This window comes from Mycolicibacter acidiphilus, from assembly GCF_018455725.1.
Lineage (GTDB): Bacteria > Actinomycetota > Actinomycetes > Mycobacteriales > Mycobacteriaceae > Mycobacterium > Mycobacterium acidiphilum.
The window spans coordinates 26,858-52,390 of the sequence record NZ_JAHCLR010000003.1 but is presented as its reverse complement, the minus strand read 5'-3'; the positions used below and the strand labels follow the sequence as shown (position 1 = coordinate 52,390).

Below are 25,533 nucleotides of genomic sequence, written 5' to 3'. Positions count from 1 at the left end.
ACGGGAAAACCTATGGCAGAGAACACCATCCAGTGGGACAAGGATGCCGACGGCATCGTCACGCTGACGCTGGACGACCCGACCGGGTCGGCCAACGTGATGAACGAGCACTACAGCGAGTCCATGCACAACACCGTGGAGAAGCTGGTCGCGGAGAAGGACTCGATCACCGGCGTCGTCATCACCAGCGCGAAGAAGACCTTCTTCGCCGGCGGTGACCTCAAGGCGATGATCCAGATCACCCCGGACCAGGCGCAGCTGGCGTTCGACAAGGTCGAGAACATCAAGCGCGACCTGCGCGCCCTGGAGACCCTGGGCAAGCCGGTCGTCGCCGCGATCAACGGCGCCGCGCTCGGCGGCGGCCTGGAGATCGCCCTGGCCTGTCACCACCGCATCGCGGCCAACGTCAAGGGCAGCCAGCTCGGCCTGCCCGAGGTCACCCTGGGCCTGCTGCCCGGCGGCGGCGGCGTCACCCGCACCGTGCGGATGCTCGGCATCCAGAACGCCTTCATGACCGTGCTGAGCCAGGGCACCCGGTTCAACCCGGCCAAGGCCAAGGAGGTCGGCCTGGTCGACGAGCTGGTCGACACCGTCGACGAGCTGGTGCCCGCCGCCAAGGCGTGGATCAAGGCCAACCCGGACAAGGGTGTGCAGCCCTGGGACGTCAAGGGCTACAAGATCCCCGGCGGCACCCCGTCCACCCCGGCGCTGGCGGCCAACCTGCCCGCGTTCCCGGCGATCCTGAAGAAGCAGCTCAAGGGCGCCCCGATGCCCGCGCCGCGCGCGATCATGGACGCCGCGGTCGAGGGGGCGGCGGTCGACTTCGACACCGCCAGCCGCATCGAGAGCCGCTACTTCACCAAGCTGGTCACCGGCAACGTCGCGAAGAACATGATCCAGGCGTTCTTCTTCGACCTGCAGCACATCAACGGCGGCGGCAGCCGGCCCGAGGGCATCGCCCAGGTGCCGATCAAGAAGATCGCCGTGCTGGGCGCCGGGATGATGGGCGCCGGGATCGCGTACGTGTCGGCGAAGGCCGGCTACGACGTGGTGCTCAAGGACGTCTCGCTGGAGGCCGCGCAGCGCGGCAAGGGCTACTCGGAGAAGCTCGAGGCCAAGGCGCTGTCTCGCGGCAAGACCACCGAGGAGAAGTCCGCGGCGCTGCTGGCCCGGATCACCCCGGCCGCCGACCCGGCCGACCTCAAGGGTGTCGACTTCGTCATCGAGGCCGTCTTCGAGAACCAGGAACTCAAGCACAAGGTGTTCCAGGAGATCGAGGACATCGTCGAGCCGAACGCGCTGCTGGGCTCCAACACCTCCACCCTGCCGATCACCGGTCTGGCTACCGGTGTGAAGCGCCAGGAGGACTTCGTCGGGATCCACTTCTTCTCCCCGGTCGACAAGATGCCGCTGGTGGAGATCATCCGCGGTGAGAAGACCTCCGACGAAGCGCTGGCCCGGGTGTTCGACTACGTGCTGGCGATCCGCAAGACGCCGATCGTGGTCAACGACAGCCGCGGCTTCTACACCTCCCGCGTCATCGGCACCTTCATCAACGAGGCGCTGGCGATGCTGGGCGAGGGTGTGGAGCCGGCCAGCATCGAGCAGGCCGGTCAGCAGGCCGGCTACCCGGCCGCGCCGCTGCAGCTCTCCGACGAGCTGAACCTGGAGCTGATGCACAAGATCGCCGTCGCCACCCGCGAGGGCATCGAGGCGGCCGGCGGCAGCTACACCAAGCAGATGAACGAGATCGTCGTCGAGAAGATGATCGAGCTCGGCCGCTCCGGCCGTCTGAAGGGTGCCGGCTTCTACGAGTACGTCGACGGCAAGCGCACCAACCTGTGGCCGGGCCTGGCGGAGACGTTCAACTCCGGTTCCAAGGACATGCCGTTCCAGGACATGGTCGACCGGATGCTGTTCGCCGAGGCGCTGGAGACCCAGAAGTGCCTCGACGAGGGTGTGCTGACCTCGACCGCCGACGCGAACATCGGCGCGATCATGGGGATCGGGTTCCCGCCGTGGACCGGTGGCACCCACCAGTACATCGTCGGCTACCCCGGTGGCCAGGCGGCGTTCGTGGCCCGCGCCAAGGAGCTGGCCGCCCGCTACGGCGAGCGGTTCGAGCCGCCGGCGTCGCTGCTCTAACCCGGCGACACGACGTGGAATCCCCCGAAACCCCGCGGTTTCGGGGGATTTCGCGTCTGCTGGCCCGCCGGGTCAGCGTCGCGGCGTGGCTCGAAGTTGCGCTGTGGCTGTCGTTCGGCTACGTCGTCGCCGGGGTGGGCTGGCTGTTCATCCACCCCGACAGTGTCGAACGCATCCAACTGCAGGCTCAGCAGCAGTTCGGCATACCACCGGACAGCATCTATGAACTGGCGACGGTCGCGGAGGTGACGGTGCTCTGGCCGGTGGTGCTGCTGCTGCCATCTGGAGCCTGTGGCGCCTGACCGCTCAGATCGCGCCGAGCTCGGCCGACACCCAGTGCCGCGGCCGCAGATGGATCACCAGCTGCTCGCCCAGCTCAGACAGGGCGAACTCCAGATACTTCTCCGCCCGTGCCGGCGGCAGGTAGCGGTGCGCCAACTCGATGTGGTGGGCGTCGGTGCCGCGTTCGACACGGCTGACGGCGCCCTCCACGGCGACGTAGCGCAGGCTCGGCTCCACCCGTTCGACCATCAGCGTGAAGCACCCGGCGGCCTCGATCAGGCCGGCTTTGCGTGACCCGGTAGCGGTCAGCACCCACGGTTCACCACCGGGGGTGTACTGGTACCACATCGGCACCGTCAGCGGTCCGCGGCCGGTGCCGCCGTCGACCGAGAGCGCCGCGATGTGCGGCTGTGCCAGAAACTGTTCCCGCTCGTCCTTACTCAGGGCCATCAGCCGAGATTAGCGACGTTGACCGCCTCAGGCAGGCTGGTTCGTGCGCTGCGGCTCACTGCGGTAGCGTGCCCGACGGCCGTCGATGCGGCACATCCGCCACACCAGGCGTGCCGCGGGGTTCATCAGGCCCACCTCGTGGCAGAGCATCCGGACGTCGGCGAACATCGCCTGCGTAGTCCGTGCGGAGGCGTCGGCACCACCGAACATCGTCTTGCGCACCGACCGTGGCACGCTGAAGCGGCCCTGGACGCCGCGCGGTGGAACCAGCACCTGGCCGGCCAGCATCCGGAAGACGACCGGGACGTACAGCGACATCCAGAACCGGTTGATCCGCCACGTTCCCGGCACACGTTTGCGCAGGTAGGAGTCGGCGAACGAGATGTGGCGGGACTCCTCGGCCACGTGGATCGCCATCACCTTCTCCACCAGCGGATGAACCCGGCCGGGCTCCCGCAGCGCGTTGGTCTGGATGACGTCGACCGGCACCTCCCCGGCGAGCACGCCGAAGAAGAACACGTTCGGGAACGGGCCCGCGTACAGCGCCAGCAGCGGCGACACCCAGCGCATCCAGCGCCGCATGCCCGGGACGTCGACCCCGATCCGGTTGACCAGCTCCTGGAACATCAGGACGTGGTTGCACTCCTCCACCGATTCGTGCAGGCAGTAGCGGTGTTCGGGGGAGCCGTTGGGGACCCAGGAGGCGTAGTGGATCAGGCCGCGGATCAGCATGCTCTCGAACTGCAGGGTGACCTTGGCGATGTTGGCCTGCCGCCACAGCCCGATCTCGATCTGCTTGTCCAGCGGCTGTGCCCGATACCAGGGGTGGCGGCCGAGCGGATCGGAGTCCGACAGCACCCAGCGCGGGTCGTCGGCCGTCACCGCCAACTCCGGCGCGTTCCAGTCGATGTCGGCGTAGGGATCGAAGTGCCGGCGCACCGACGCCTCCGACAGCGTCGTCAGGCTCGCGACGTAACCGGGGTCGTCGCCGATCTCCCGGGCCTGCTTCGAGCGCTTGACCAGGACCGATCCGATGAATGCGAGCAGGGTGACGACGAGCGCGACGGCCCCGGCCACGCAGCCGACATCAATCAGCGTTGTGAGCATCTGGACCCCCCTTCGCTCACGTCACGGCGGTGCGCTGCGGCAACGGTGCCGACAGAAGTTCAGGCTACAACGCCAGCGGGGGGCGTACAAAAGTAGCCACTCGATTTTTGTGCAGTGGTTATCGACTGTTCATCCGCCGCCACAGCAGGTCAGACCGCCGGACCCAGCAGATCGTCGGCGTCCTTGATGAGATAGCCGTAGCCCTGCTCGGCCAGGAACCGCTGCCGGTGCGCGGCGTATTCGGCGTCCAGGCTGTCGCGGGCCACCACCGAGTAGAACACCGCGCCGCCGCCGCCGGCCTTGGGCCGCAGCAGTCGGCCCAGCCGCTGCGCCTCCTCCTGGCGGGAGCCGAACGTGCCGGAGACCTGCACGGCCACCGACGCCTCCGGCAGGTCGATGGAGAAGTTGGCGACCTTCGACACCACCAGCGTGGAGATCTCCCCAGTGCGGAACGCGTCGAACAGCTTCTCCCGTTCAGCGGTGCGGGTGGAGCCCTGGATCACCGGGGCGCCGAGCTTCTCGCCGAGCTCCTCCAACTGATCCAGGTACGCGCCGATCACCAGGGTCTGCTCGCCGGGGTGCCGGTCCAGGATCGAGCGGACCACGCTGATCTTGGAGTGCACCGTCGAGCACAGCTTGTAACGCTCCTCCGGCTCGGCGACCGCGTAGGCCATCCGCTCGCCGTCGGTCATCGTCACCCGCACCTCGATGCATTCGGCCGGCGCGATCCAGCCCTGCGCCTCGATGTCCTTCCACGGGGCGTCATAGCGTTTCGGCCCGATCAAGCTGAACACGTCGCCTTCCCGGCCGTCCTCCCGGATCAGGGTGGCGGTCAGGCCGAGCCGGCGGCGGGACTGCAGGTCGGCGGTCATCCGGAACACCGGCGCCGGCAGCAGGTGCACCTCGTCGTAGACGATCAGCCCCCAGTCGCGGCTGTCGAACAGCTCCAGGTGGCGGTACTCGCCCTTGGTGCGCCGGGTGATCACCTGGTAGGTGGCGATGGTGACCGGGCGGATCTCCTTGCGTTCCCCGGAGTACTCGCCGATCTCGTCCTCGGTCAGCGACGTGCGTGCGATCAGCTCGCGCTTCCACTGCCGACCGGCGACGGTGTTGGTGACCAGGATCAGCGTCGTCGCCTGCGCCTTGGCCATCGCCGCCGCGCCGACGATCGTCTTGCCCGCCCCACACGGCAGCACCACCACGCCGGAACCGCCCGCCCAGAACGATTCGGCGGCCATCTCCTGGTAGTCCCGCAGCTCCCAGCCGTCCAGGGTCAGCGAGATCGGGTGCGCCTCGCCGTCCACATAGCCGGCGAGGTCCTCGGCGGGCCAGCCGATCTTGAGCAGCAGCTGCTTGACCCGGCCGCGCTCGCTCGGATGCACCACCACCGTGTCGTCGTCGATGCGGGCACCGAGCATCGGGGCGATCTTCTTGTTGCGCAGCACCTCCTCCAGCACCGCACGGTCCAGGCTGACCAGCGACAGCCCGTGGGCGGGATGCTTGACCAGCTGCAGCCGGCCGTAGCGGGCCATCGTGTCGACGATGTCGACCAGCAGCGGCTGCGGCACCGCGTAGCGGGAGAAGCTGACCAGCGCATCGACGACCTGCTCGGCGTCGTGGCCGGCGGCGCGGGCGTTCCACAGCGCCAGCGGGGTGATCCGATAGGTGTGCACGTGCTCAGGCGCGCGTTCCAGCTCGGCGAACGGCGCGATCGCCTGCCGCGCCGCCCCGGCCCGCTCATGATCGACCTCGAGCAGCACGGTCTTGTCGGATTGGACGATCAGCGGCCCGTCGGTCATAGCAACCGATTATCCAGATGGCGCCGACACCACCGAGGTGATGCGGTGGATCGCGAACTCGCGCATCTGCCCGGACGTCGAATCGAACGCCACCAACTGGCTGCCGCGCACCAGGACGGGGGAGACCTCCCGCTGGGTGGCCACCCCGGCGGTGTCGACGTAGCCGATCAGCACCGTGGCCCGTTCCAGCGCTGCACGCTTCAACAGGATCAGCGCGGTGCCGGGTTCCATCCGGATGTTGTCGAACGGCGCCGACGTCACCGTGCGCAGTACCCGGACCAGGGCGGTCAGGCTGTCGCCGCTCGGTCCGGTGGCCGGCCGGGGGCCGCGGCGCTCCGCCGGGGTGGGCACCCGCACGCCACGCGGCCGGATGTCGACGATCGTGCCGGTGGCGTCCTCGGCGGCGGGGGCGAAGCCGGCGTCGCGCAGCGCCGCGAGCACGTCGGCGATCGGGGCCAGCGCCACCGCCACCGTCGGCGCCAGCGCCCGCAGCCCGAGCCGTTCCGCGGCCGGCGCCGCGACCGCCTGGGCCAGCAGACCCGGGTCCTCACAGCGCACGAAGGAGGCGGCCATGCCGATCCGCAGCTGCCCGTGCCGGCGGGCGACGTCGTCGATCAGGTAGCTGAGCCCCTGTGGCACCGGGGTTTTGGAGTGCTTGGTGAAGAACGTGTGCAGCCCTGCGCCGGTGCGGCCGACGTCCAGGGCGTGCCGGATCGTCTGCTCGGAGACCCGGTAGACCATCGCCGCCCCGGCCGATTCGACGGCCGCCACCACCGCCAGCTCCTCGGCCAGTTCGCGCTTCAGCGGGCCGGGCACCACCACGGTCAGGTCGGCCTGCACCAGGAAATGGTCGACCGGCTCGGGCAGCACCCGCGCCATCACCGCGGCGGCAGCGTCGGGGTCGGTGAGCAGCGTCCTGCCCGGCGAACTGATCGCGCCGCGGCCGGCCAGCCCCAGCGCGTGCGCCTCGGTGAGCAGTTCGGCGACCGGGCCCGGCTGCAACCGCACCGCCCACCGCGGCCGGCGCCAGATCAGCGCCGCCGACGCGGTCGCGTCGCTGACACCGGCGCCCGCCGGCAGTTCGGCCAGCATCGCCAGCAGCAGCCGGCGGTCCAGGGGGGCGGCGGTGGAGAACAGCGGCGTGGACAGCGCCGCCCGGGGTTTGCCGTCCGGGCCGCGGCTGCCGATCAGGCCCGGCCGGGCCGGCAGCTCCAGCCAGGTGACGGCCAGCAGCTGCCAGCGTTCAGCCGTGGACTTCTCGGCGAACCGGTCGGCGGCCACCGTCGGGGCCCAGTACGGCCCGTCGGTGTCGGCCCAGTCGTGGGCGTCGAGTTCGGCCGCATCCGGGTAGTCGGCGGCGATCAGCCGGGCCGCCGCCGCCACCTCCAGCAGCAGCCCCAACCGGGGTTCGTCGATCCCCGTGGATTTGGACAGCCGCTTGACCTCGCGCACCCCCAGGCCGCCGCTGCGCAGTTCGGCCACCGGGGCGTCACCGAGCGTCGCCAGCAGCACGTCGAGTTCGCGGAGCAGGTCGATCACCGCGCCGGCCGCGGCACTGTCGGCGTCGGCGGCGGTGGTCTGCGCAACCACCGGATCCGGTGTGGTCAGCTGCACCGGGCCGGGCTGTTCGCCGCGCAGCACCTGCCCCACCAGTCGCGGCAGGATGACGGTCTCGTCGTCGACGCGCCGCAGCAGCCCGGCGGCCAGCAGTCGGGGCACCGGATGGTTCGGCGGTGCGTCGGGTGCGGCGTCCCGGGTGCGCCCGATCGGGGAACCGGCGAGCAGCTTCTCCAGCAGGTCGCGCTGCGGCTCGTCGCACTCGGCGATGGCCCCGGAAATGGTCGTGGTGATCGCCCTGGCATCCAGCGTGGCGTCTTCCACCGTGACCTGCCCCGGATGCCACGGCAGGCCGGCGCCGGCCTCGGCGGCCACCCGCAGTTCGCCGTCGGCCGCGGCGGTGCTCCAGCACAGCGCCCGTTCGGTCAGATCGTCGAGCGCGGCCCGCACCGCATCGGCCGGCGCCCGCTCACCCAGCAGCACGAGCAACTCGGTGAGCGGCACCGACCCGGTGTCGGCGTGCAGCACCAGCAGCGCGTCGAGCACCGCAAGCCGCAGGAAATCCAGTTCGTCGGTGGCCGCCCGGACAGACTGGCGCGCCTGCGCGCGGGCAGCCAGCGCCGCAATGCTGCCGGGCGGCGGCTGGGCCAGGTCAGGCCGCCGTTCCAGCAGCCGGATCAGCCGTTCGTCGGGCAGTTCGGCCAGCCAGGACGCCAGCGGCACGCGGGCGTGTTCGCTCATCGACGACCAGCGTAAATCAGCCGCCGCGGGCCGGACTTGCGTGCACAGGCCAACCAGTGGGCGTCGCCGATCCCGACCTGTCAGAATATGAACCGTGGCTGCAAAAATGGATGACAAGAACCACTACGTCGACAACGGCTGGCCGAGCACCGAGCACGGCGAACCCGCGGTGAGCGAGTTGCGCACCGACCGGGCCGGAGCGCTGTCGCCGTTCGGCGATGTCGTGTTCCCGCTGCCCGCCGAAGACCTGCCGTACGTGCATCCGGTCACCGTCGTCAACAAGTAGGTGGCGGCCGTGTCCGGAGCCGGGCCGCTCTCCCACCTGGATGAGCGCGGCGCGGCCCATATGGTCGACGTCAGCGCCAAGGCGACCACCAAGCGCATCGCCGTCGCCGGAGGCGTGCTGCGGACGACGGCGCAGGTGGTGCAGCTGATCTCGGCCGGCGGGCTGCCCAAGGGCGACGCGCTGGCCACCGCGCGGGTGGCCGGCATCATGGCAGCCAAGCACACCAGCGACCTGATCCCGCTCTGCCATCAGCTGGCGCTCACCGGGGTCGACGTCGACTTCGAGATCGGCGCGGAGCAGATCGACATCACCGCGTCCGTGCGCACCACCGACCGCACCGGGGTGGAGATGGAGGCGCTGACGGCCGTCAGCGTCACGGCGCTGACCCTCTACGACATGATCAAGGCCGTGGACCGTGCCGCGGTCATCGACGACATCCGGGTGCTGAGCAAGGACGGCGGCCGCACCGGAGCCTGGGAGCGTTCATGACCACCCGCACCGCCCGCATCATCATCGCGTCCACCCGGGCGTCGGCCGGGGTGTACACCGACCGCACCGGGCCGATCATCGCCGACTGGCTGGCCGAGCGCGGGTTCGCGCCGGTGGTCCCCGAGGTGGTCCCGGACGGCGAACCGGTCGGCGCGGCGCTGCGCGACGCGGTGGCCGCCGCAGTCGACCTGATCATCACGTCCGGCGGCACCGGGATCTCGCCGACCGACGACACCCCGGCGCAGACCGCGACCGTGCTGGACTACGAGGTGCCCGGCCTGGCCGACGCGATCCGTCGTTCCGGGTTGCCGAAGGTGCCGACGTCGGTGCTGTCCCGTGGGGTCTGCGGGGTGGCCGGCCGGACGCTGGTCGTCAACCTGCCCGGCTCGTCCGGCGGCGTGCGCGACGGACTCGGGGTCCTCGCCGATGTGCTGGACCACGCCCTGGATCAACTGCGCGGCGGAGACCACGCGTGAGCGCACAGGTGCTGCGGGCGGCCGTCACCGAGCAGCCGATCCTGCTGGTCGAACACGAAGCGCTGGTGGGGCATCAGGCCGCCGGCGCCGTCGTCGGCTTCGTCGGAATGATCCGCGACCACGACCACGGCCGTTCGGTGACCCGGTTGGAGTACTCCGCGCACCCGACGGCCGAGCAGGTGATGGCCGAGGTGCTCGCCGAGGTCGCCGAGCAGTCCACCGGCATCCGCGCACTGGCCGCCAGCCACCGCATCGGCACGTTGCACATCGGCGACGCCGCCCTGGTGGCTGCGGTGGCCGCGGATCACCGTCGGGAGGCGTTCGCCACCTGCGCGTACCTGGTCGACACGATCAAGGCGCGGCTGCCGGTCTGGAAGCACCAGTTCTTCGCCGACGACACCGAGGAGTGGGTGGGTTCGGCCTGACCGCCGCGCACGAAGAACGCGCACGAAAAAGGGGACCGGTGGCACCGGTCCCCTTTTTCGTGGTTTGCGCGTCAGGCGATCCGCGACGGCTGCTGCGCGAACGCGTCCAGCGCGTCGTTGCCGCTGACGTTCTCCGAACGAATGGCCTGCCACAGTTCCTGGTGGAAGCCTGCGGCGACGGCCGGGCGGTTGGCATCCGGTGCGGGCGCCTCATCGGCGGGGGCCTGCGGCTCCCACCACGGGGCCTGCGGGGCCGGCGGCGGAACGTCCTCGGGCGCGGGGGCCGGAGCCTCGGGGGCGGGCGCCTGCGGCTCCCACCAGTTGACCGGAGCCGGGGCCGGACCCTCCTGGGCGGGCGGGGCGTCCTCGGCGACCGGAGCGGGCGCCTGCGGCTCCCACCAGTTCGCCGGGGCCGGGGCCGGGCCCTCGGGGGCCGGCGGGGCTTCTTCGGCGGCGGGAGCGGCCTCCTGCGGCGCCCACCACGGGGCGGGCGGAGCCTCGGGGGCCGGGCCGATCGGGTTGTCCAGCGCGACGGTCTCGCCGTTCACGTCCGGGTTGTCGACGGGGGCATCCTGCGGGGCGGGCGGGGGCACCTCGCGCTGCGAGGCGCCCGACAGGCCACGGCCGCAGACAGGCCAGGCGCCGCGGCCCTGGGTGGCGAGCACGTGCTCGGCGATCGCGATCTGCTGCTCGCGGCTGGCCAGGTGCGCGGACGGGGCGTACTTGCCGCCGCCGTGGGCGCTCCAGGTGCTCGGCGAGAACTGCAGACCACCCTGGTAACCGTTACCGGTGTTGATGGCCCAGTTGTTGCCGGACTCGCAGCGGGCAACGTGGTCCCACTCGTCATCGGTGGCAGCCGCGGCGTGACCCGCGAAGGCGAGGCCGCCGCCACCGAGCACAGCTCCGGTGAAGGCGATCTTGGCGATGCTGACATTTGACTGGGTGGGCTTACGATGCCGTCCACTCATGCGCCGGAAACGTCCTCTCTATTACGCCTGCGAGGTCAGCTGTCGGGTTCGGGCTGGAGAGGCTGCCCGGCCGGTGTCGCATCTCAGCGACTCGGCTTCACCCCAAGGGGCCGTACACGGTCCCAGGTCCACTCTCGGCGGACCCGGTGGGTCCCCCGCCTCCATCCATGGTGTTCGTCGTGTTTCCCCGCCTCGTCGGATGGAGCTAGGCGCTACGAGTGAGGAAAGGTGTCTCGATCGAAAAGCGTCGAGGCACCCGGGGATGAACGGTAACCGGTTCGCCGCGTCCCGTCACCCTTTCGCGATTACGGTGTTTCCACTGGGAAAGCTGGTTGAATCCCCAGGAAGCGTCACCATATGCGCAGGTCAGAACGCCCTCAATCGGTCTGTTGTCAGCTCGTGACCAAACCGTTATGTGACATAAATCATGTTATCCGCTGGGCTTGGCCCGGCGGGCCGGCGTCGCCTCTCCGTCGTCGAGGCTCGCTACCCGCGGGTCTGATGCGGCGGGCTGGCGTCGCCTCTCCTTCGTCGAGGCTCGCTACCCGCGGGTCTGATGCGGCGGGCTGGCGTCGCCTCTCCTTCGTCGAGGCTCGCTACCCGCGGGTCTGATGCGGCGGGCTGGCGTCGCCTCTCCTTCGTCGAGGCTCGCTACCCGCGGGTCTGATGCGGCGGGCTGGCGTCGCCTCTCCTTCGTCGAGGCTCGCTACCCGCCGGCGAACGGCGGCAGGACGTCGACGGTCTCGCCGTGGTGCAGCACCGTGGACCGGTCCCGCACCGCGACGCCGTCGCAGAGATAGGAGCAACGCGGCAGCACCGCAGCCAACCGCGGGTTGCCTGCGGCCAGTTCCGCCGTCAGGTCGGCCACCGTTGCGCCGGCGGGCAGGGTGAGCGCCGCTGAATCGGTGCCGGCGGCCGCGCACGCCGCGGCGAAATACCGGACGGTCACCACGACCCCGGTCAGCGCATCGGAGGTGTTGGTCATCGCTCAGCCGCCGATCGCGCTCATCGTGCGGTCCGGCTGGATGAAGTCCGGGTTGTTGATCCCGTGCCCGGCCTTCTTCGCCCACATCGCCGCCCGCCACGCCTGCTCGACCGTGTCGTCGTCGGCGCCGTCGCGCATCAGCCCCATCAGGTCCGTCTCCTCCAGGGAGAAGAGGCAGTTGCGGATCTTGCCGTCCGCGGTGAGCCGGGTCCGGTCGCACGTGCCGCAGAACGGCCGCGACACCGAGGCGATGATGCCGAACTTGCCGGCCGGGGTGTCCTCGGTCTCCTCGACCACCCACAGTTCGGCCGGTGACGACCCCCTCGGCTCCGGGTCGGGGATCAGCCGGAACTGCTTCTCCAGCACCGCCAGCATCTGCTCGGCGTTGAGCCCGGCGTCGCGCTTCCATTTGCGCTCGGCGTCCAACGGCATCATCTCGATGACCCGCAACTGGTAGCCGTGCACCAGGCAGAACCGCAGCAGGTTCACCACGTCGTCGCCGCTGATCTCGGGGGCCAGCACGCAGTTCACCTTGATCGGGGCCATCCCGACCTTCTTGACCGCCTCGAGCCCGTCGAGCACGTCGGGCAGCCGGTCGCGCCGGGTGATCTTGGCGAAATGCTCCCGGTCGATGGTGTCCAGTGAGACGTTGATGCGGTCCAGGCCGGCGGCCACCAGCGCACCCGCCCGTCGGGCCAGCCCCAGGCCGTTGGTGGTCAGCGAGATCTCCGGGCGGGGCTCCAGTGCCGCGGCCGCGGCGACCGTGGACTCCAGTTGGCGGGCCAGCAGCGGTTCACCGCCGGTGAACCGAATGTCGGTGATGCCCATCTTGGTGACGCCGATCCGCATCAGCCGGATCAGCTCCTCGTCGGAGAGCAGGTGCTCGCTGGGGATCCAGTCCAGGCCTTCGGCCGGCATGCAATAGGTGCAACGCAGGTTGCAGCGGTCGGTCAGCGAGATCCGCAGGTCGGTGTGGACCCGGCCGAAAGTGTCGATGAGCGGGCCGGATGTCGGCATCTCACTGGCGATCGCGTCCTCGACGGCTTTCTCGAAGGCTGCTCGGGCGGCGCGTTTTTCCGGGTTGGTCTCGCTGTTCCTGGCGGCTTCGGCGGCGACCGCCAGGGGCGACATCTCCGGTGTGCTTCGGTCGTTCAGTGTCATACAGGCGCTCGATCCAGTCGGCCCGGTCAGTCGGCTGGCGCCGACTCGCTGAGCGAGTCGCGCCCGCGACACCGGGGTCGGTATCGGTGGGCCGGCGCCGCTGCGGCCCGGCCGGGTCGCAGAAGAAAGATCGGATCACGTTACGAATTGGACGCAGACTGACTTCGGCGACGCCACCAGCCTACCCAGTCAGCCGGGATGTCTGACAGACCGCCAGCCGAGTAGGATCAGCAGGCATCGCGCCCTTCGCTGATAGGGCGCTTCATTGTGTTTCGAGTGTCATCCGATCCGTCAGACAAGCAGGTGAGACCATGCCGACCGGCAAGGTGAAGTGGTACGACGCCGAGAAGGGTTTCGGCTTCCTGTCCCAGGAGGACGGCGAGGACGTCTACGTCCGTTCGTCGGCACTGCCGTCCGGAGTCGAAGGTCTCAAAGCGGGGCAACGCGTCGAATTCGGTGTCGCCGCCGGCCGCCGCGGTCCGCAGGCCCTGACCCTGAAGCTGATCGACCCGCCGCCGAGCCTGACCCGCACCCGCCGGGAGGTCGCCGGCCCGGCCGAGCACAAGCACAGCCCCGACGAACTGCACGGCATGGTCGAGGACATGATCACGCTGCTGGAGGGCACCGTCCAGCCGGAGCTGCGCAAGGGGAAGTACCCGGACCGCAAGGTCGCGCGCCGGGTCTCCGAGGTCGTCAAGGCCGTCGCCCGGGAGCTCGACGCCTAACCTGGACGGGTATGGGGTCCTACGTCGCCACCGCCGGTGAGTTCACCCGCGACACCGACTACATCACCACCCGCATCACCGCCGACGGACGCGACGGCTATCCCGTCGAACCCGGCCGGTACCGGCTGATCGTCGCGCGGGCCTGCCCGTGGGCCAACCGGGCGATCATCGTGCGCCGGCTGCTCGGGCTGGAGGACGTGCTCTCGATCGGCTTCTGCGGCCCGACGCACGACCAGCGCAGCTGGACGTTCGACCTGGACCCCGGCGGCGTCGACCCGGTGCTGCAGATCCCGCGTCTGCAAGACGCCTACTTCGCCCGGTTCCCGGACTACCCGAAGGGCATCACGGTCCCGGCGATCGTCGACGTGCCCACCGGTCAGGTCGTCACCAACGACTTCGCGCAGCTGACGCTGGACCTGTCCACCGAGTGGACGGCCTACCACCGGGCCGGTGCGCCCGCGCTGTACCCCGAAGCGTTGCGTCCCGAGATCGACGCGGTGGCCCGGCGGATCTACACCGAGATCAACAACGGCGTGTACCGCTGCGGCTTCGCCGGGTCGCAGGCCGCGTACGACGCCGCCTACGACCGGTTGTTCACCGCGCTGGACTGGGTGAGTGGGCTACTCGCGAATCAGCGCTACCTGGTGGGGGACACCATCACCGAGGCCGACGTCCGGCTGTTCACCACGTTGGCCCGATTCGATCCGGTGTATCACGGGCATTTCAAGTGCAACCGGTCCAAGCTGACCGAGATGCCGGTGCTGTGGGCCTACGCGCGCGACCTGTTTCAGACGCCGGGCTTCGGTGACACCACCGACTTCGTGCAGATCAAGCAGCACTATTACATCGTGCACGCGGACATCAACCCCACCCGGATCGTGCCGGGCGGCCCGGACCTGGCGAACTGGCTGACCCCGCACGGGCGGGAGGCGCTGGGCGGACGGCCGTTCGGGGACGGCTGCGCACCCGGGCCGACGCGGGCCGGTGAGACAGTACCGGCCGGGCACGGCGCGTAGCTTTCGTCGCGGCCGGTGACCCCGACACCGACCCGCCACCCTGCTAGACGGTCTCCGGCTCCCACACCGTGCGCACCGCCCATTCAGCGTGCGGCGCCTCGAACATCTCGCCGACGGGGTCGATCACCATCGTGAGCAGCTGTACCACCAGGCCGCGCAGCGGACCGCGCTGCGGGTCCACACTCGGGATGGTCAACGCCATCTTCGTACCGGGTCGGAAGAAACTGGTGGTGGTGTCGGCCGGGTCCCGATAGATCAGCAGCAACCGCCACGGCGACTGGCTGATCACACTGTCCACAGACAGCTGGATCGGGTGATCGCGGTCCACCGGCAACTCACCCTGCCGCTTCGTCATCACGCACTCGTCGAGGTCGAGCACCTCGCAGTACAGGTACGGCTCCGTGCGGGTCAGATGACCGTTGGAGTAGGCGCTGATCTGCGGCTGCTGCGGCGCCTCGTTCCGGCTCAGCTGCCAGGCGCCGAAGCCGGCGCCGAACGCGGCCAGCAGCACCAGCGCCACCACCAGCACCACCGTGCTGCGCTTCGCCTGGAGGGAACTTCCGCTGTAGAGCTTCATGTGCCGATTACCTCCGCGCTAGGGGATCGAGGCGGGTGCCTTCCTGTTCGACCAGCACCGGCCGGTTGCCACCGAAGCCCGGTATCAGCGAGTCGCCGTGGAAGGACAGGACGGTCTGGGCCAGCCCCGGGATCAGCAGTGCGGTGATCGCGGTGAAGCCCACCCACAGATCGGTGTATACCAGCACGCCGAGCGCCCCGCCCAGCACCCAGGCCAACTGCAGCGTGGATTCGGTGCGGCCGAACGCCGACGCCCGCGACTCCTCGGGCAGGTCGTCCTGCAGCGCGGCGTCCAGGGCGGCCTTCGCGATCGCACTCGAGCCCGACGTGACCATGGTCGCGATGACCGCCATCAGCAGGCTGCCGCCGAGCGCCGCCGCCAGCGCCACCGCGGTCACCGCCATCGTGCAGCGCACCACCAGCACCGCCGGATTGCCCAGTTTGAGTCGGGCTGCGGCGAAGTTGCCGGCGAAGTTGCCCGCGCCGGCCGCGGCGCCGATCGAACCGAGAATGCCCAGCTGCACCCAGCCGCTGGCGTCGTGCTGCTTGGCGACGAACGCGGGGTAGAGGAACAGGAAGCCCACCATCGCCTTGATCGTGCAGTTGCCCCACAGCGCGGTGATGATGTTGCGGCCCAGCGGCTGACGCAACGCGTCACCGGTCCGCTTGAAATGCTCCGGCCAACTGCGTTTTCTAGTGCCGTACCGGTAGCTCAGCGTCGTCGGCACCTCGCCGGTGGTGACCTCCACCCAGCGGGGGATCCGCATCGCCAGCCCGGCGCCGGCCACCGAGAACGCCACCACCATGAACAGCGCGCCCGGCAGCCCGAGCAGCCGGGTGAACGCGTACTCGATCCCGGCGGCGATCCCACCACCGACGATGGTGCCGCCGAGCAGGCCGAACATCGTCAGCCGGGAGTTCACCCGGACCAGATCGATGCTGGGCGGCATGACCCGCGGTGTCACCGCGCTGCGCAGCACCGTGAACGACTTCGACAGCACCATCATTGCCAGCGCGCACGGGTACAGCACCCACGGCGGGAAGCTGCCGGACACACCGTCGTAGTTGAGGATCAGCACCGCCGCCAGTGCGGTGCGCAACGCGAACGACGCGGCCAGCGCGACCCGGCGACCGTGCTGCAGGCGGTCCAGGGCCGGGCCGATCAGCGGCGCCACCACCGCGAACGGAGCGATCGTGACCAGCAGGTACAGCGCGACCCGCCCTTTGCTCTCACCGGTGGCCGCGGCGAAGAACAGGGTGTTGGCCAACGCGACCGCCATCGCCGCGTCGACGGCGAAGTTGGCCACCACCGGCCAGGTCAGCGCGGTCAGCCCGGACTTGTCGGCGCCGTCCGCGGTGGCGGCGCGCTGCACCAGTCCATACATCCGGGAGCCCATTTCGCGGCTGCGGGCCGCGGCGACCCGAGTGACCGTGATCCGCTCACCCGGAGCCGGGTCGCGCGGTGGTTCGTCGCGGCGACGGTCGTCGGACCGCTCACCCAGTGGTGGCAGGTAGCGGTTGGCGCTGGGATAGTGAGCCGTCTCGGGATGCTCGCCGACGGACGAGTTCTGAAGGCGCTGTCCGGCGGCGGACGGCGAGCGCTGTGGCCGATCCGAGTCAGGGTTTTCCCGCCGTCGTGCAGACACGGACCGATTCTCTCTCATCCCCGCGATAGGGCGTGCAGGCGACACGTGTGGCCGACCGCGCCGACCTCAGGCACTATTAGGCAGGAAATTTAACGGAAGGGACCAGCGTGACCGGACCCAGCGCAGAGTCAGCGGCGGCGACCATCGCCGACTTCGCCATCTCTGCAGGCCCCCCTGCAGCCCCCTCGGTGGTGCCCGCGGTGCTGGCTGCCGCTGTTGACGCGGCGCGCGCGGCGGTGGCCGAGTTCAGCGGCGCCGACACCGTCGGGGAGCACCTCGGCGTCGACTACGAGGACGCGGCCGCGGCCACCCACCGGTTCACCGCGCAACTGCCCGGCTACCAGGGGTGGCAGTGGGCGGTGGTCGTGGCGGCGATTCCGGGGTCCACGCACATCACGGTCAGCGAGGTGGTGCTGGTTCCCGGTCCGACGGCGCTACTGGCCCCGGACTGGGTGCCGTGGGATCAGCGGGTTCGGCCGGGCGACCTCAGCCCGGGGGACCTGCTGGCCCCGGCGCCCGGCGACCCGCGCCTGGTTCCCGGGTACACCTCCAGTGGGGACCGGGAGACCGATGAGGTGGCCGGCGAGATCGGGTTGGGCCGCCGCTGGCTGATGAGCCCGGAGGGTCGGTCCGACGCGGCGGAGCGCTGGCACGACGGTGAGTTCGGCCCGGGATCGGCGATGGCGCGGGCGACCAAGCGGGTCTGCCGCGACTGCGGGTTCTACCTGCCGTTGGCCGGTGGCCTCGGTCGGATGTTCGGTGTCTGCGGCAACGCGATGTCCGCCGACGGTCGGGTGGTCGACGCCGAGTACGGCTGCGGCGCGCACACCGACACCCCGCCCCCGCCGGCGGGTTTCGGCTCGCCGGCGTTCGAACCGTACGACGACGGGGTGGTGGAGGTTCTCGAGAACCCCGCGGCTCCCGAGGCGCCCGCGACGGCAGAGACGTCCGCCACGGCAGAGACGCCCGCGACGGCGGAGACGCCCGAGGTCCCCGAGACGGTGGTCTCCGATTCCCCCGACTCCCCCGTTGAGGTGGGGGAAGCCGGGGAACCGGAGGCGTCCTAACCGAAGTTCAGCAGGTACTCGCCCGGTAGTACGGCCACCATGTCGTAGAGGGTGTTGCCGATCGTGATGGGCACGCTGATCAGATAGTTGACGATGTCCTGCGGAATGCCGGCCAGCTCGCTGAAGGCCATCCCGAAGTTCATCGACGTCAGGTCGTTGATCATGCGTTCGACGTCGCCGATCAGGGTTCCGGGCAGGCTGATGAGGCTGCTGAACAGGCCCTGAACCGCGGCCATCTCAGCGCTGAGCAGGCCGCTGAGGTCGAACGCCTCGGCGGAGGCGGAGACGTCCATCGCCTGCGCCACTGCAGCGATGCTCTCCGGCGCCGCGGTGCTGAGCAGGGTGACCGAATCGGACACGGCGACGAGGGCGCCCGGATTGCTCATCGGGGTGGCTGCAACCGGGGCCAGGCCTACAGTCAGCAGCGCGGCGACGCCGCCGACGCTCAGCTTCCATGAGTTGAATCTCAGAGTTTCCACGATGTCCTCCTTGGTTGATCTTGTGATGAGAGACGATACTCCACAAAACGAGACAATCAAGGTCAAGCAGGGCCAAAAAAGTGGACCGTGGCTCGAAATCGTTGAAGTGTTTGTCAGCCGTTCTCAGCTGCGGCCTTGATGGCCTGCAGCGAAGCGTTCATCCCGTCGAGCAGTTCCCGCTCGAAACCGGGTACTCCGCCCATGAACGTGTTCGTCAGGAACCGGGACACCGGTGAGATGCCGTCGTGCGCGTGCCGGCTCTCGACCACCCGGGTACCCGACGCCGTCGGCTCCAGCCGATAGCTCCAGACGCTGCCGTTGATCGGGATGCGGAAGGCCAGCTGCCGTTCCGGCGAGAACTCGGTGACGACGCAGGTGGTGGGCCAGAACATCCAGCCGCGCCGGTTGACGTTGATGGTGCGGGTGCCGACGCGCGGTGCGCCGAGCGGCTTCATCCACCGGCACTGCGGGCTCCACTGCGGCATCCGACGGAAGTCGGAGATCAGCTCCCACACCTTCGCAGCCGGGGCGTTGATCTCGATCTCGGTCTGCAGCAGTGGGTTGCTCATCTGGGCCTCCTGGGGTGGCTAAAGTCCGGTCTGGGCGCCGCGGGCGCCGCGTCGTGCGGCACTGCGCTGCACCAGAAAGATACCGGTGCCGAGCAGTCCGACCCCCAGGCCGGCCAGGCTCACCGGCCGCCACGTCTCCAGGCCCGGGACCAGGAACGCCGCCACCGCGGCGATCAGGAAGCCGGCTGCCCCGACCGCGATCACCGGCCAGGCCTGCAACATGGCGGGCGGCAGCGGCGGAGGCTCGATGGCGGGCTCGGTGGACATCGCCGTCGACGTTAGCCGGTGCGCCTCCGGGCGGCCGGTTGGATCGCCGTACCCGATCACCTGACCTGCTAGATTCCCCGCGGGACGGCACGACGTTCGTCGGAAGCCGCGGATTTCGGGGTCGGGAGCGGGATGGACTATCGCAGCGGAGCGGTGGCGTGGCGCTAGCCCCGGGGTACTGCATCGAGCGGACGCTGGGTTCCGGCCAGCGGGACCGCTACGTGTTCACCACGTTCTCCGACAGCGAGGACGACGCCAACCGGCAACTCGCTGCCCGGTACCCATCGCGGACCACGACATGACCGTTCTCAACGCACCCACCGTCGTGGACGTCCACGACCCCGCCGACGCCCGGCTGGATGACTTCCGCGACCTCAACAGCATCGACCGCCGCCCGGACCTGCCCAGCGGGAAGGGCCTGGTGATCGCCGAGGGAGTGCTGGTCGCGCAGCGGATGTTGGCCTCGCGGTTCACCCCGCGGGCGCTGCTCGGCACCGACCGGCGGCTCACCGAACTGGCACCGGACCTGGCCGGCTGCGCCGCCCCCTACTACCGGGTGACCGCGGAGGTGATGGCCGAAGTGGTCGGGTTCCACCTCAACCGGGGTGTGCTGGCCGCCGCGTCGCGGGTGCCGGAGCCGACGGTTGCGGACCTGGTCGACGGTGCCCGGACCATCGCGGTACTCGAAGGCGTCAACGACCACGAGAACCTCGGCTCGATCTTCCGCAACGCCGCCGGTCTCGGCGTGGACGCGGTGGTGTTCGGCACCGGCTGCGCCGACCCGCTGTACCGACGGGCGGTGCGGGTCTCGATGGGGCACGCGCTGCTGGTTCCGTATGCACGGTCGACGCAGTGGCCGGGCGATCTGACCATGTTGCGGGACAACGGGTTTCGATTGTTGGCGATGACGCCCGATCCGCGGGCGCAGACGCTGTCGGCCGCCATGACCGACCTGGGTGACGCACGGGTCGCAGTGCTGGTCGGTGCGGAGGGTCCCGGGCTGTCCGAGACCGCGATGCGGGCCAGCGATGTTCGGGTGCGCATCCCGATGTCCCGGGGCACCGATTCGCTCAACGTCGCGACGGCGGCGGCCCTGGCGTTCTACGAGCGGACGAGGCTGTCGGGATGAGCCGGCCGGAACCCACCCCGTGGGCGACGGGTCTGGTCGTGGCGGGATTCGTCGCCGCGGTCTCCGGGACGGCGATCGCGGTGCTGAGCATCGGCCTGATCCGAGTGCACCCGATGCTGGCGGTCGGACTGAACCTGGTCGCGGTCGGCGGACTGGCACCCACGGTGTGGGGCTGGCGGCGCACCCCGGTGCTGCGCTGGCTGGCGCTCGGCGCCGGTGTCGGCGTCGCGGGAGCGTGGCTGGTGCTGCTGGGCCTCGCCGGTCAGCGCTGACCGGCGGAACCGGTCGAACGCACACCCAGCAGCACGTCCTCCCAGCCCGGGATCTCCGGCTTGCTGCGGCGGCTGCGAGCCGAGGACGCGGACGACGCGCGCTGCCGGACCGGCTCGTCGGGAACGGCGGGCGCCAGCGGCTCGTCGAATTCCAGTTCGGCGACGGTCGCCACCGGCCGCAGCGGCCGCTCGAAGTTCGGGTCGATCAGTTCGGTGGCCACGTCGTCGACGGCGGTCACCGTCCCGCCGTGCGCCCCCGGGGCGAACCGGAAGTGGGCGATGTTGTCGGAGCGGCCGGCCTTCCAGGCCAGCTGCACCGTCCACCGGCCGTCCTCGTTGCGCCAGGCGTCCCAATCGGTGTCGTTCGGGTTGAGGCCGCGTGCCACCAGTGCGCTGGTGACCACCTCCAGCAGCGTCAGCACCGCCGGTCCGTCGGCGAGCACCGGGTGGGCGGCGGCGGCGAGTTCCGCGGCCCGGGACCGCTCCAGCAGCACCGGGTGGGCGAACCGCTCCACCCGCGAGACGTCCACCCCGGCGGCCGCGGCCACCTGCTCGACGGACGCACCGGCGCGGATTCGGGACTGGATGTCGCGGGGGCGCAGCATGTTGCCTCCAAGGTCGAGCTGGGTCTGTCCGCGGTTCTCGCCGCGCAGCGATCCGCGCAGCCGGTCGTCGATCCGCAACCGGAACATCTCGGTGCGCGCACCGTCGTCGGAGTTGCTCTCGCAGATGATGTGTTCGCCGTCGACGTCGAGACCTACGACCGTCAGTTTCCGCATGATGTCTCCTCGCGAAGGCCCGTTGGGTCCGCACTGTAGTGCGTTATCGACTCGTTACCCGGTCGACACGCCGCCGCAGCTCAGAGACGCTCTACGACCCAGTCGACGCAGGCCGTCAGCGCGCTGACGTCGTCGGGCTCGACGGCCGGGAACATCGCGATCCGCAGCTGGTTGCGGCCCAGCTTGCGGTACGGCTCGGTGTCGACGATCCCGTTTGCCCGCAGCACCTTGGCGACCGCCGCGGCGTCCACCGCGTCGGTGAAGTCGATGGTGCCCACCACCGACGAGCGCAGCGCGGGGTCGCTGACGAACGGGGTGGTGTAGTCGCGGGCCTCGGCCCAGGAGTACAGCCGCTGCGCCGAGTCGGCGGTGCGCTTGGTCGTCCAGTCCAGCCCGCCGTTGGCCAGCATCCAGTCGATCTGGTCGGCCATCAGCACCAGCGTGGCGATGGCCGGGGTGTTGTAGGTCTGGTTCTTGAGGCTGTTGTCCACCGCGATCGGCAGCGACAGGAACTCCGGCACCCAGCGGCCCGACGCGGCGATCGCCTCGATCCGGTTCAGTGCCGCCGGGCTGACGATCGCCAGCCACAGCCCGCCGTCGGAGGCGAAGTTCTTCTGCGGCGCGAAGTAGTAGGCGTCGGTCTGCGTGATGTCGACCGGCAGGCCGCCCGCACCGGAGGTGGCGTCGATGACGACCAGCGCGTCCCCGGCGCCGTCAGGGCGATTGATCGGCACCGCCACCCCGGTCGACGTCTCGTTGTGCGCCCAGGCGATGACGTCCACGCTCGGGTCCGACGTCGGCTGCGGGGCGCTGCCCGGGTCGGCGCTGATGATGATCGGGTCGCCGACGAACGGGTTCTTCTTCACCGCCGAGGCGAACTTGGCGCTGAACTCGCCGTAGGTCAGGTGCAGGGAGCGCTGGTCGACCAGGCCGAACGCCGCGGCGTCCCAGAACGCGGTCGCGCCGCCGTCGCCGAGGATCACCTCGTAGCCGTCGGGCACCGAGAACAGGTCACGCAGGCCGCTGCGCACCCGGCCGACCAGGTCCTTGACCGGTGCCTGCCGGTGCGAGGTGCCGAATAGGCCGGCCCCGGTGGTCACCAGTGTCTGCAGCTGCTCCGGACGTACCTTCGAGGGCCCGCAGCCGAACCGTCCGTCGCCGGGTTTGAGGGTGTCGGGGATCGTGAGCTGCTCAGCCATGGTCACTAGCGTAGACAGCGCCCTGTCGGGCCGATCAGGGTAGGTTTACTGTGACGCAAACCACACGATAAAAGCGGTCTGCGTCACGGTCACAGTGCCGGTCGCGAGTCTGGACGGATTGCCGGTACCCGCGGTATCGTTAGACATAACGCATGTAAATGTAAACTTCAGGGGAGGTCTCTCCGATGGCTCAGAAACTGGCTCGGACTCGCATGGTGCGGCGCTGGCGCGCGAACATGGAGGTCTCCGACGACACGCAGTACGTCGACATGCTCAACACCCTGTCCGAGGGGTCGGTGCGCCGGCACTTCAACCCCTACGTCGACATCGACTGGGACTCCCCGGAGTTCAAGGTCTTCGAGAACGACCCCCGCTGGGTGCTGCCGGCCACCGACCCGTTCGGTAAGCACCCCTGGTACCAGCAGCAGTCACTGGAACAGCAGATCAAGATCGGGATGTGGCGGCAGGCCAACGTCGCGAAGGTGGGTCTGCACTTCGAGTCGATCCTGATCCGCGGCCTGCTGAACTACGCCTTCTGGTGTCCCAACGGTTCGGCCGAATACCGCTACTGCCTGCACGAATCGGTCGAAGAGTGCAACCACACCATGATGTTCCAGGAGATGGTGAACCACATCGGCGCCGACGTGCCGGGTATGCCGCGGATGCTCAAGTGGCTCGCGGCGTTCATCCCGTTGGTCGCCGGTCCGCTCCCGATCCCGTTCTGGTTCGGCATCCTCGCCGGCGAGGAGCCGATCGACCACATCCAGAAGGACATCCTGCGCGAGGGCAAGACCCTGCATCCGATCATGGAGAAGGTGATGGCCATTCACGTGGCCGAGGAGGCGCGGCACATCTCGTTCGCGCACGAATACCTCAACAAGCGGGTGCCGAGCCTGTCGCGGCGCAAGCGATTCTGGCTGTCGCTCTTCGTCCCGCTGACCATGCGGGTCCTGTGCTCGGCGATCGTGGTGCCGCCGAAGGCGTTCTGGCGCGAGTTCGACATCCCGCGCTCGGTGCGCAAGGACGTGTTCTTCGGATCGCCGGAGGCCCGTCAGTGGCTTTCGGACATGTTCGCCGACGTTCGGATGCTCAGCCATGACACCGGGTTGATGAATCCGGTCGCGAAACTGGTGTGGCGGATGTGCCGGATCTACGGGCCGCCGGCGCGCTACCGCGCCCAGCCGCAGCGTGCGCACCTGACCCCGGCCGCCTAGCGTCCGATGCCTCACGTCATCACCCAGGCGTGCTGTAACGACGCCTCCTGTGTGTTCGCCTGCCCGGTCTACTGCATCCACCCCAGCCCGGACGAGCCGGACTTCGCCACCGCGGAGATGCTCTACATCGACCCGGACTCCTGCGTGGACTGCGGGGCGTGTGTGCGGGCCTGCCCGGTCGACGCGATCTACCCGGACACCCAACTGCCCGAGAAGCAGTTGCCGTTCGTCGAGATCAACCGGTCCTACTACCCGGAGCGGCCGGAGGGTGTGAAGCTGCCGCCGACGTCGAAGCTGGCGCCGGTGCTGCCCGCCGCCGAGGTGCACCAGCGCGGCAAGTACCCGCTGACGGTCGCGATCGTCGGGTCCGGCCCGGCGGCCATGTACGCCGCCGACGAACTGCTCACCCAGCCCGGCGTGCTGGTCAACATGTTCGAAAAACTGCCCACCCCTTACGGTCTGGTGCGCGCGGGGGTGGCCCCGGATCATCAGCAGACCAAGCTGGTGACCCGGCTGTTCGACGAGATCTCCTGGCGGCGCGGCTTCAACTTCTTCCTCAACGTCGAGGTGGGCGCCGACGTCAGCCACGCCGACCTGCTCGACTACCACCACGCGGTGCTGTACGCCTCCGGTGCCCTGCACGACCGGCGGCTGGAGATCGACGGCATGGGCCTGCCCGGCACCGGCACCGCGACCGAGGTGGTCGGCTGGTACAACGGGCATCCCGAGTTCACCGGCCTGCCGATCGATCTCAGCCATGAGCGGGTGGTGATCGTCGGCAATGGCAACGTGGCACTGGACGTGGCGCGGGTTCTCACTCGTGACCCGAATGAACTGGCGCACACCGACATCGCCGACTACGCGCTGGCGGCGATGCGCGACTCCAAGATTCAGGAGGTGGTGATCGTCGCCCGTCGCGGGCCGATCGACTCCGCCTTCACCCTGCCGGAGTTGGTCGGACTGACCCAGGCGGCCGACGTCGTGCTGGACGCCGAAGACCACGCCCGGGTGCGCAATGACCTTGCGACGGTCCGGGATACCTTCACCCGGCAGAAACTGGAGATCCTGGCCAAATTGGGCGACGCATCGGCTCCGATCACCCGGCCGCGGATCCGCTTCGCCTACGAGTTGACACCGGCCCGGGTGCTCGGCGAAGAACATGCCACCGCAATCGAATTCACCCGCACCGGCACCGATCAGGTGCGCCGGCTCGACGCGGGTCTGGTGCTGACGTCGATCGGGTATCACGGCACTCCGATCGCCGACCTGCCGTTCGACGACGCGGCCGGCGTGGTTCCGAACGAGGGCGGCCGGGTCATCGATCCGACCACCGGGCAGCGGATCCCCGGGGCCTACGTGACGGGCTGGATCAAGCGCGGCACCAACGGTTTCATCGGCACCAACAAGTCGGACTCGCTGCTGACCATCCACACGCTGGCCGCCGATTACAACGCCGGCCTGCTCGGTGAGCCCAAGGGCGGACCCCGGTCGGTCGCCCGGATGGTGCACGCCCGCAAGCCCGACGTCGTCGACGCAGCCGGCTGGAAGGCGATCAACAACGCCGAGAAGGCCAGGGGCGCAGCCGAAGACCGGCCCCGGGTGAAGTTCACTCGGACAGCGGACATGCTCGACGTGGTCGAGGATCAGCACAAGGATCTGCCGCTGCTGCAGAACCTGCTCGGGGCGCTGCGGCGGCGGTAGGGCGTGGCCGTCACGGCACTGCC

The 25,533-nt window shown here is 69.7% G+C and carries 27 protein-coding genes, 1 pseudogene and 1 riboswitch; of the genes and pseudogenes, 14 read left to right on the top strand and 14 right to left on the bottom strand.

The features are described 5' to 3' along the window. Positions 1–12 precede the first annotated feature (12 nt). Together KIH27_RS01950 and KIH27_RS01945 are read left to right on the top strand one after the other, a co-directional pair. On the top strand, positions 13–2,145 hold the full coding sequence (locus KIH27_RS01950) for a 3-hydroxyacyl-CoA dehydrogenase NAD-binding domain-containing protein (RefSeq protein ID WP_214091235.1): 2,133 nt from the start codon (positions 13–15) through the stop codon (positions 2,143–2,145). A 14-nt stretch (positions 2,146–2,159) separates the two neighbouring features. Beyond that, positions 2,160–2,447: a hypothetical protein gene (locus tag KIH27_RS01945; RefSeq protein ID WP_214091234.1), complete on the top strand. Its 288-nt coding sequence runs from the start codon at positions 2,160–2,162 to the stop codon at positions 2,445–2,447. A gap of 4 nt (positions 2,448–2,451) precedes the next feature. On the opposite strand, the gene KIH27_RS01940 is transcribed toward KIH27_RS01945, so the two are convergent. From KIH27_RS01940 to KIH27_RS01925, 4 genes are all read right to left on the bottom strand, one after another. Next, on the bottom strand, positions 2,452–2,877 hold the full coding sequence (locus KIH27_RS01940) for a pyridoxamine 5'-phosphate oxidase family protein (protein WP_214091233.1): 426 nt from the start codon (positions 2,875–2,877) through the stop codon (positions 2,452–2,454). A 27-nt stretch (positions 2,878–2,904) separates the two neighbouring features. Beyond that, positions 2,905–3,984, bottom strand: a complete 1,080-nt coding sequence (locus tag KIH27_RS01935; protein ID WP_214091232.1) for an AurF N-oxygenase family protein — start codon at positions 3,982–3,984, stop codon at positions 2,905–2,907. A gap of 149 nt (positions 3,985–4,133) precedes the next feature. After that, on the bottom strand, positions 4,134–5,783 hold the full coding sequence (locus tag KIH27_RS01930; RefSeq protein WP_214091231.1) for a DNA repair helicase XPB: 1,650 nt from the start codon (positions 5,781–5,783) through the stop codon (positions 4,134–4,136). 9 nt (positions 5,784–5,792) lie between these two features. Further along, positions 5,793–8,081: a helicase-associated domain-containing protein gene (locus tag KIH27_RS01925; protein WP_214091230.1), complete on the bottom strand. Its 2,289-nt coding sequence runs from the start codon at positions 8,079–8,081 to the stop codon at positions 5,793–5,795. Positions 8,082–8,187: 106 nt separating this feature from the next. Here KIH27_RS01925 and KIH27_RS01920 point away from each other — a divergent pair, with 106 nt between their 5' ends. The 4 genes from KIH27_RS01920 to KIH27_RS01905 are packed head-to-tail and all read left to right on the top strand — an operon-like array spanning position 8,188 to position 9,757. Beyond that, positions 8,188–8,367: a hypothetical protein gene (locus KIH27_RS01920; protein WP_214091458.1), complete on the top strand. Its 180-nt coding sequence runs from the start codon at positions 8,188–8,190 to the stop codon at positions 8,365–8,367. Then, positions 8,368–8,856 carry a cyclic pyranopterin monophosphate synthase MoaC gene (moaC, locus tag KIH27_RS01915; RefSeq protein WP_214091229.1) on the top strand — a complete coding sequence of 163 codons (489 nt, stop codon included), beginning with the start codon at positions 8,368–8,370 and terminating at the stop codon, positions 8,854–8,856. Next, a complete protein-coding gene (locus tag KIH27_RS01910) occupies positions 8,853–9,332 on the top strand; it encodes a MogA/MoaB family molybdenum cofactor biosynthesis protein (protein ID WP_214091228.1) in 480 nt (159 codons plus the stop codon). The genes moaC and KIH27_RS01910 overlap by 4 nt, the downstream gene beginning before the upstream one ends. Next, positions 9,329–9,757: a molybdenum cofactor biosynthesis protein MoaE gene (locus KIH27_RS01905; RefSeq protein ID WP_214091227.1), complete on the top strand. Its 429-nt coding sequence runs from the start codon at positions 9,329–9,331 to the stop codon at positions 9,755–9,757. Before KIH27_RS01910 ends, KIH27_RS01905 begins: the two co-directional genes overlap by 4 nt. Before the next feature lie 71 nt (positions 9,758–9,828). Here the strand turns inward: KIH27_RS01905 and KIH27_RS01900 are convergent, their stop codons facing one another. The 3 genes from KIH27_RS01900 to moaA all read right to left on the bottom strand — a co-directional run bounded on the left by KIH27_RS01900 (position 9,829) and on the right by moaA (position 12,727). Then, the gene (locus KIH27_RS01900) at positions 9,829–10,725 is read right to left on the bottom strand and encodes a transglycosylase family protein (RefSeq protein WP_214091226.1); all 897 of its coding nucleotides are present in this window, start codon (positions 10,723–10,725) and stop codon (positions 9,829–9,831) included. Positions 10,726–10,734: 9 nt separating this feature from the next. Then, positions 10,735–10,915, bottom strand: a riboswitch (cyclic di-AMP (ydaO/yuaA leader). Positions 10,916–11,431: 516 nt separating this feature from the next. Further along, on the bottom strand, positions 11,432–11,710 hold the full coding sequence (locus tag KIH27_RS01895) for a MoaD/ThiS family protein (RefSeq protein ID WP_214091225.1): 279 nt from the start codon (positions 11,708–11,710) through the stop codon (positions 11,432–11,434). A gap of 3 nt (positions 11,711–11,713) precedes the next feature. Then, a complete protein-coding gene (moaA, locus tag KIH27_RS01890) occupies positions 11,714–12,727 on the bottom strand; it encodes a GTP 3',8-cyclase MoaA (RefSeq protein WP_250149456.1) in 1,014 nt (337 codons plus the stop codon). Positions 12,728–13,182: 455 nt separating this feature from the next. On the opposite strand from moaA, the gene KIH27_RS01885 reads away from it, so the two are divergent. Both KIH27_RS01885 and KIH27_RS01880 read left to right on the top strand, forming a co-directional pair. After that, a complete protein-coding gene (locus KIH27_RS01885; RefSeq protein ID WP_214091223.1) occupies positions 13,183–13,596 on the top strand; it encodes a cold-shock protein in 414 nt (137 codons plus the stop codon). Between the two features lie 11 nt (positions 13,597–13,607). Then, a complete protein-coding gene (locus KIH27_RS01880) occupies positions 13,608–14,612 on the top strand; it encodes a glutathione S-transferase family protein (protein ID WP_214091222.1) in 1,005 nt (334 codons plus the stop codon). A gap of 43 nt (positions 14,613–14,655) precedes the next feature. Here the strand turns inward: KIH27_RS01880 and KIH27_RS01875 are convergent, their stop codons facing one another. Next, positions 14,656–15,189 (bottom strand): DUF2771 domain-containing protein, encoded by a 534-nt coding sequence (locus tag KIH27_RS01875; protein ID WP_214091221.1) that lies wholly within the window; start codon positions 15,187–15,189, stop codon positions 14,656–14,658. A 7-nt stretch (positions 15,190–15,196) separates the two neighbouring features. Further along, positions 15,197–16,717, bottom strand: a pseudogene (locus tag KIH27_RS01870) (MFS transporter); the annotation flags it as partial. A gap of 224 nt (positions 16,718–16,941) precedes the next feature. On the opposite strand from KIH27_RS01870, the gene KIH27_RS01865 reads away from it, so the two are divergent. Then, positions 16,942–17,901: a DUF3027 domain-containing protein gene (locus KIH27_RS01865; RefSeq protein WP_214091219.1), complete on the top strand. Its 960-nt coding sequence runs from the start codon at positions 16,942–16,944 to the stop codon at positions 17,899–17,901. Here the strand turns inward: KIH27_RS01865 and KIH27_RS01860 are convergent. The 3 genes from KIH27_RS01860 to KIH27_RS01850 form a co-directional block, all read right to left on the bottom strand. Further along, the gene (locus tag KIH27_RS01860; RefSeq protein ID WP_214091218.1) at positions 17,898–18,380 is read right to left on the bottom strand and encodes a hypothetical protein; all 483 of its coding nucleotides are present in this window, start codon (positions 18,378–18,380) and stop codon (positions 17,898–17,900) included. The genes KIH27_RS01865 and KIH27_RS01860 overlap by 4 nt on opposite strands. Positions 18,381–18,493: 113 nt before the next feature. Further along, on the bottom strand, positions 18,494–18,949 hold the full coding sequence (locus tag KIH27_RS01855; RefSeq protein ID WP_214091217.1) for an SRPBCC family protein: 456 nt from the start codon (positions 18,947–18,949) through the stop codon (positions 18,494–18,496). Between the two features lie 18 nt (positions 18,950–18,967). After that, positions 18,968–19,216 carry a DUF2530 domain-containing protein gene (locus tag KIH27_RS01850; protein ID WP_214091216.1) on the bottom strand — a complete coding sequence of 83 codons (249 nt, stop codon included), beginning with the start codon at positions 19,214–19,216 and terminating at the stop codon, positions 18,968–18,970. Between the two features lie 158 nt (positions 19,217–19,374). Between KIH27_RS01850 and KIH27_RS01845 the strand changes: the two genes are divergently transcribed. From KIH27_RS01845 to KIH27_RS01835, 3 genes are read left to right on the top strand one after another with little or no spacing between them, the layout of a single operon-like run. Further along, positions 19,375–19,518: a hypothetical protein gene (locus tag KIH27_RS01845; protein ID WP_214091215.1), complete on the top strand. Its 144-nt coding sequence runs from the start codon at positions 19,375–19,377 to the stop codon at positions 19,516–19,518. After that, positions 19,515–20,345: a TrmH family RNA methyltransferase gene (locus KIH27_RS01840; protein ID WP_214091214.1), complete on the top strand. Its 831-nt coding sequence runs from the start codon at positions 19,515–19,517 to the stop codon at positions 20,343–20,345. Before KIH27_RS01845 ends, KIH27_RS01840 begins: the two co-directional genes overlap by 4 nt. Continuing rightward, a complete protein-coding gene (locus KIH27_RS01835) occupies positions 20,342–20,617 on the top strand; it encodes a DUF2537 domain-containing protein (RefSeq protein ID WP_214091213.1) in 276 nt (91 codons plus the stop codon). Before KIH27_RS01840 ends, KIH27_RS01835 begins: the two co-directional genes overlap by 4 nt. Here KIH27_RS01835 and sepH read toward each other — a convergent pair. Then, a complete protein-coding gene (gene sepH, locus KIH27_RS01830) occupies positions 20,608–21,396 on the bottom strand; it encodes a septation protein SepH (protein ID WP_214091212.1) in 789 nt (262 codons plus the stop codon). The two genes, KIH27_RS01835 and sepH, sit on opposite strands and share 10 nt — an antisense overlap. Before the next feature lie 80 nt (positions 21,397–21,476). Then, the gene (gene serC / locus KIH27_RS01825; RefSeq protein WP_214091211.1) at positions 21,477–22,595 is read right to left on the bottom strand and encodes a phosphoserine transaminase; all 1,119 of its coding nucleotides are present in this window, start codon (positions 22,593–22,595) and stop codon (positions 21,477–21,479) included. A 185-nt stretch (positions 22,596–22,780) separates the two neighbouring features. Here serC and KIH27_RS01820 point away from each other — a divergent pair, with 185 nt between their 5' ends. Continuing rightward, a complete protein-coding gene (locus KIH27_RS01820; RefSeq protein WP_284144668.1) occupies positions 22,781–23,809 on the top strand; it encodes an AurF N-oxygenase family protein in 1,029 nt (342 codons plus the stop codon). A gap of 6 nt (positions 23,810–23,815) precedes the next feature. After that, a complete protein-coding gene (locus KIH27_RS01815) occupies positions 23,816–25,510 on the top strand; it encodes an FAD-dependent oxidoreductase (RefSeq protein ID WP_214091210.1) in 1,695 nt (564 codons plus the stop codon). Positions 25,511–25,533 lie beyond the last annotated feature (23 nt).

What these genes read in the sequence shown, in the direction of transcription:
- KIH27_RS01935 (WP_214091232.1), bottom strand. Translation starts at nt 3,984, where the DNA reads ATGCTCACAACGCTGATTGATGTCGGCTGCGTGGCCGGGGCCGTCGCG.
- KIH27_RS01880 (WP_214091222.1), top strand. Translation starts at nt 13,608, where the DNA reads ATGGGGTCCTACGTCGCCACCGCCGGTGAGTTCACCCGCGACACCGAC.
- KIH27_RS01900 (WP_214091226.1), bottom strand. Translation starts at nt 10,725, where the DNA reads ATGAGTGGACGGCATCGTAAGCCCACCCAGTCAAATGTCAGCATCGCC.
- sepH (WP_214091212.1), bottom strand. Translation starts at nt 21,396, where the DNA reads ATGCGGAAACTGACGGTCGTAGGTCTCGACGTCGACGGCGAACACATC.
- KIH27_RS01940 (WP_214091233.1), bottom strand. Translation starts at nt 2,877, where the DNA reads ATGGCCCTGAGTAAGGACGAGCGGGAACAGTTTCTGGCACAGCCGCAC.
- KIH27_RS01855 (WP_214091217.1), bottom strand. Translation starts at nt 18,949, where the DNA reads ATGAGCAACCCACTGCTGCAGACCGAGATCGAGATCAACGCCCCGGCT.
- KIH27_RS01875 (WP_214091221.1), bottom strand. Translation starts at nt 15,189, where the DNA reads ATGAAGCTCTACAGCGGAAGTTCCCTCCAGGCGAAGCGCAGCACGGTG.
- KIH27_RS01820 (WP_284144668.1), top strand. Translation starts at nt 22,781, where the DNA reads ATGGCTCAGAAACTGGCTCGGACTCGCATGGTGCGGCGCTGGCGCGCG.
- KIH27_RS01930 (WP_214091231.1), bottom strand. Translation starts at nt 5,783, where the DNA reads ATGACCGACGGGCCGCTGATCGTCCAATCCGACAAGACCGTGCTGCTC.
- KIH27_RS01910 (WP_214091228.1), top strand. Translation starts at nt 8,853, where the DNA reads ATGACCACCCGCACCGCCCGCATCATCATCGCGTCCACCCGGGCGTCG.
- KIH27_RS01895 (WP_214091225.1), bottom strand. Translation starts at nt 11,710, where the DNA reads ATGACCAACACCTCCGATGCGCTGACCGGGGTCGTGGTGACCGTCCGG.
- KIH27_RS01885 (WP_214091223.1), top strand. Translation starts at nt 13,183, where the DNA reads ATGCCGACCGGCAAGGTGAAGTGGTACGACGCCGAGAAGGGTTTCGGC.
- serC (WP_214091211.1), bottom strand. Translation starts at nt 22,595, where the DNA reads ATGGCTGAGCAGCTCACGATCCCCGACACCCTCAAACCCGGCGACGGA.
- KIH27_RS01840 (WP_214091214.1), top strand. Translation starts at nt 19,515, where the DNA reads ATGACCGTTCTCAACGCACCCACCGTCGTGGACGTCCACGACCCCGCC.
- KIH27_RS01950 (WP_214091235.1), top strand. Translation starts at nt 13, where the DNA reads ATGGCAGAGAACACCATCCAGTGGGACAAGGATGCCGACGGCATCGTC.
- KIH27_RS01815 (WP_214091210.1), top strand. Translation starts at nt 23,816, where the DNA reads ATGCCTCACGTCATCACCCAGGCGTGCTGTAACGACGCCTCCTGTGTG.
- KIH27_RS01850 (WP_214091216.1), bottom strand. Translation starts at nt 19,216, where the DNA reads ATGTCCACCGAGCCCGCCATCGAGCCTCCGCCGCTGCCGCCCGCCATG.
- moaA (WP_250149456.1), bottom strand. Translation starts at nt 12,727, where the DNA reads ATGCCGACATCCGGCCCGCTCATCGACACTTTCGGCCGGGTCCACACC.
- KIH27_RS01925 (WP_214091230.1), bottom strand. Translation starts at nt 8,081, where the DNA reads ATGAGCGAACACGCCCGCGTGCCGCTGGCGTCCTGGCTGGCCGAACTG.
- KIH27_RS01920 (WP_214091458.1), top strand. Translation starts at nt 8,188, where the DNA reads ATGGATGACAAGAACCACTACGTCGACAACGGCTGGCCGAGCACCGAG.
- KIH27_RS01835 (WP_214091213.1), top strand. Translation starts at nt 20,342, where the DNA reads ATGAGCCGGCCGGAACCCACCCCGTGGGCGACGGGTCTGGTCGTGGCG.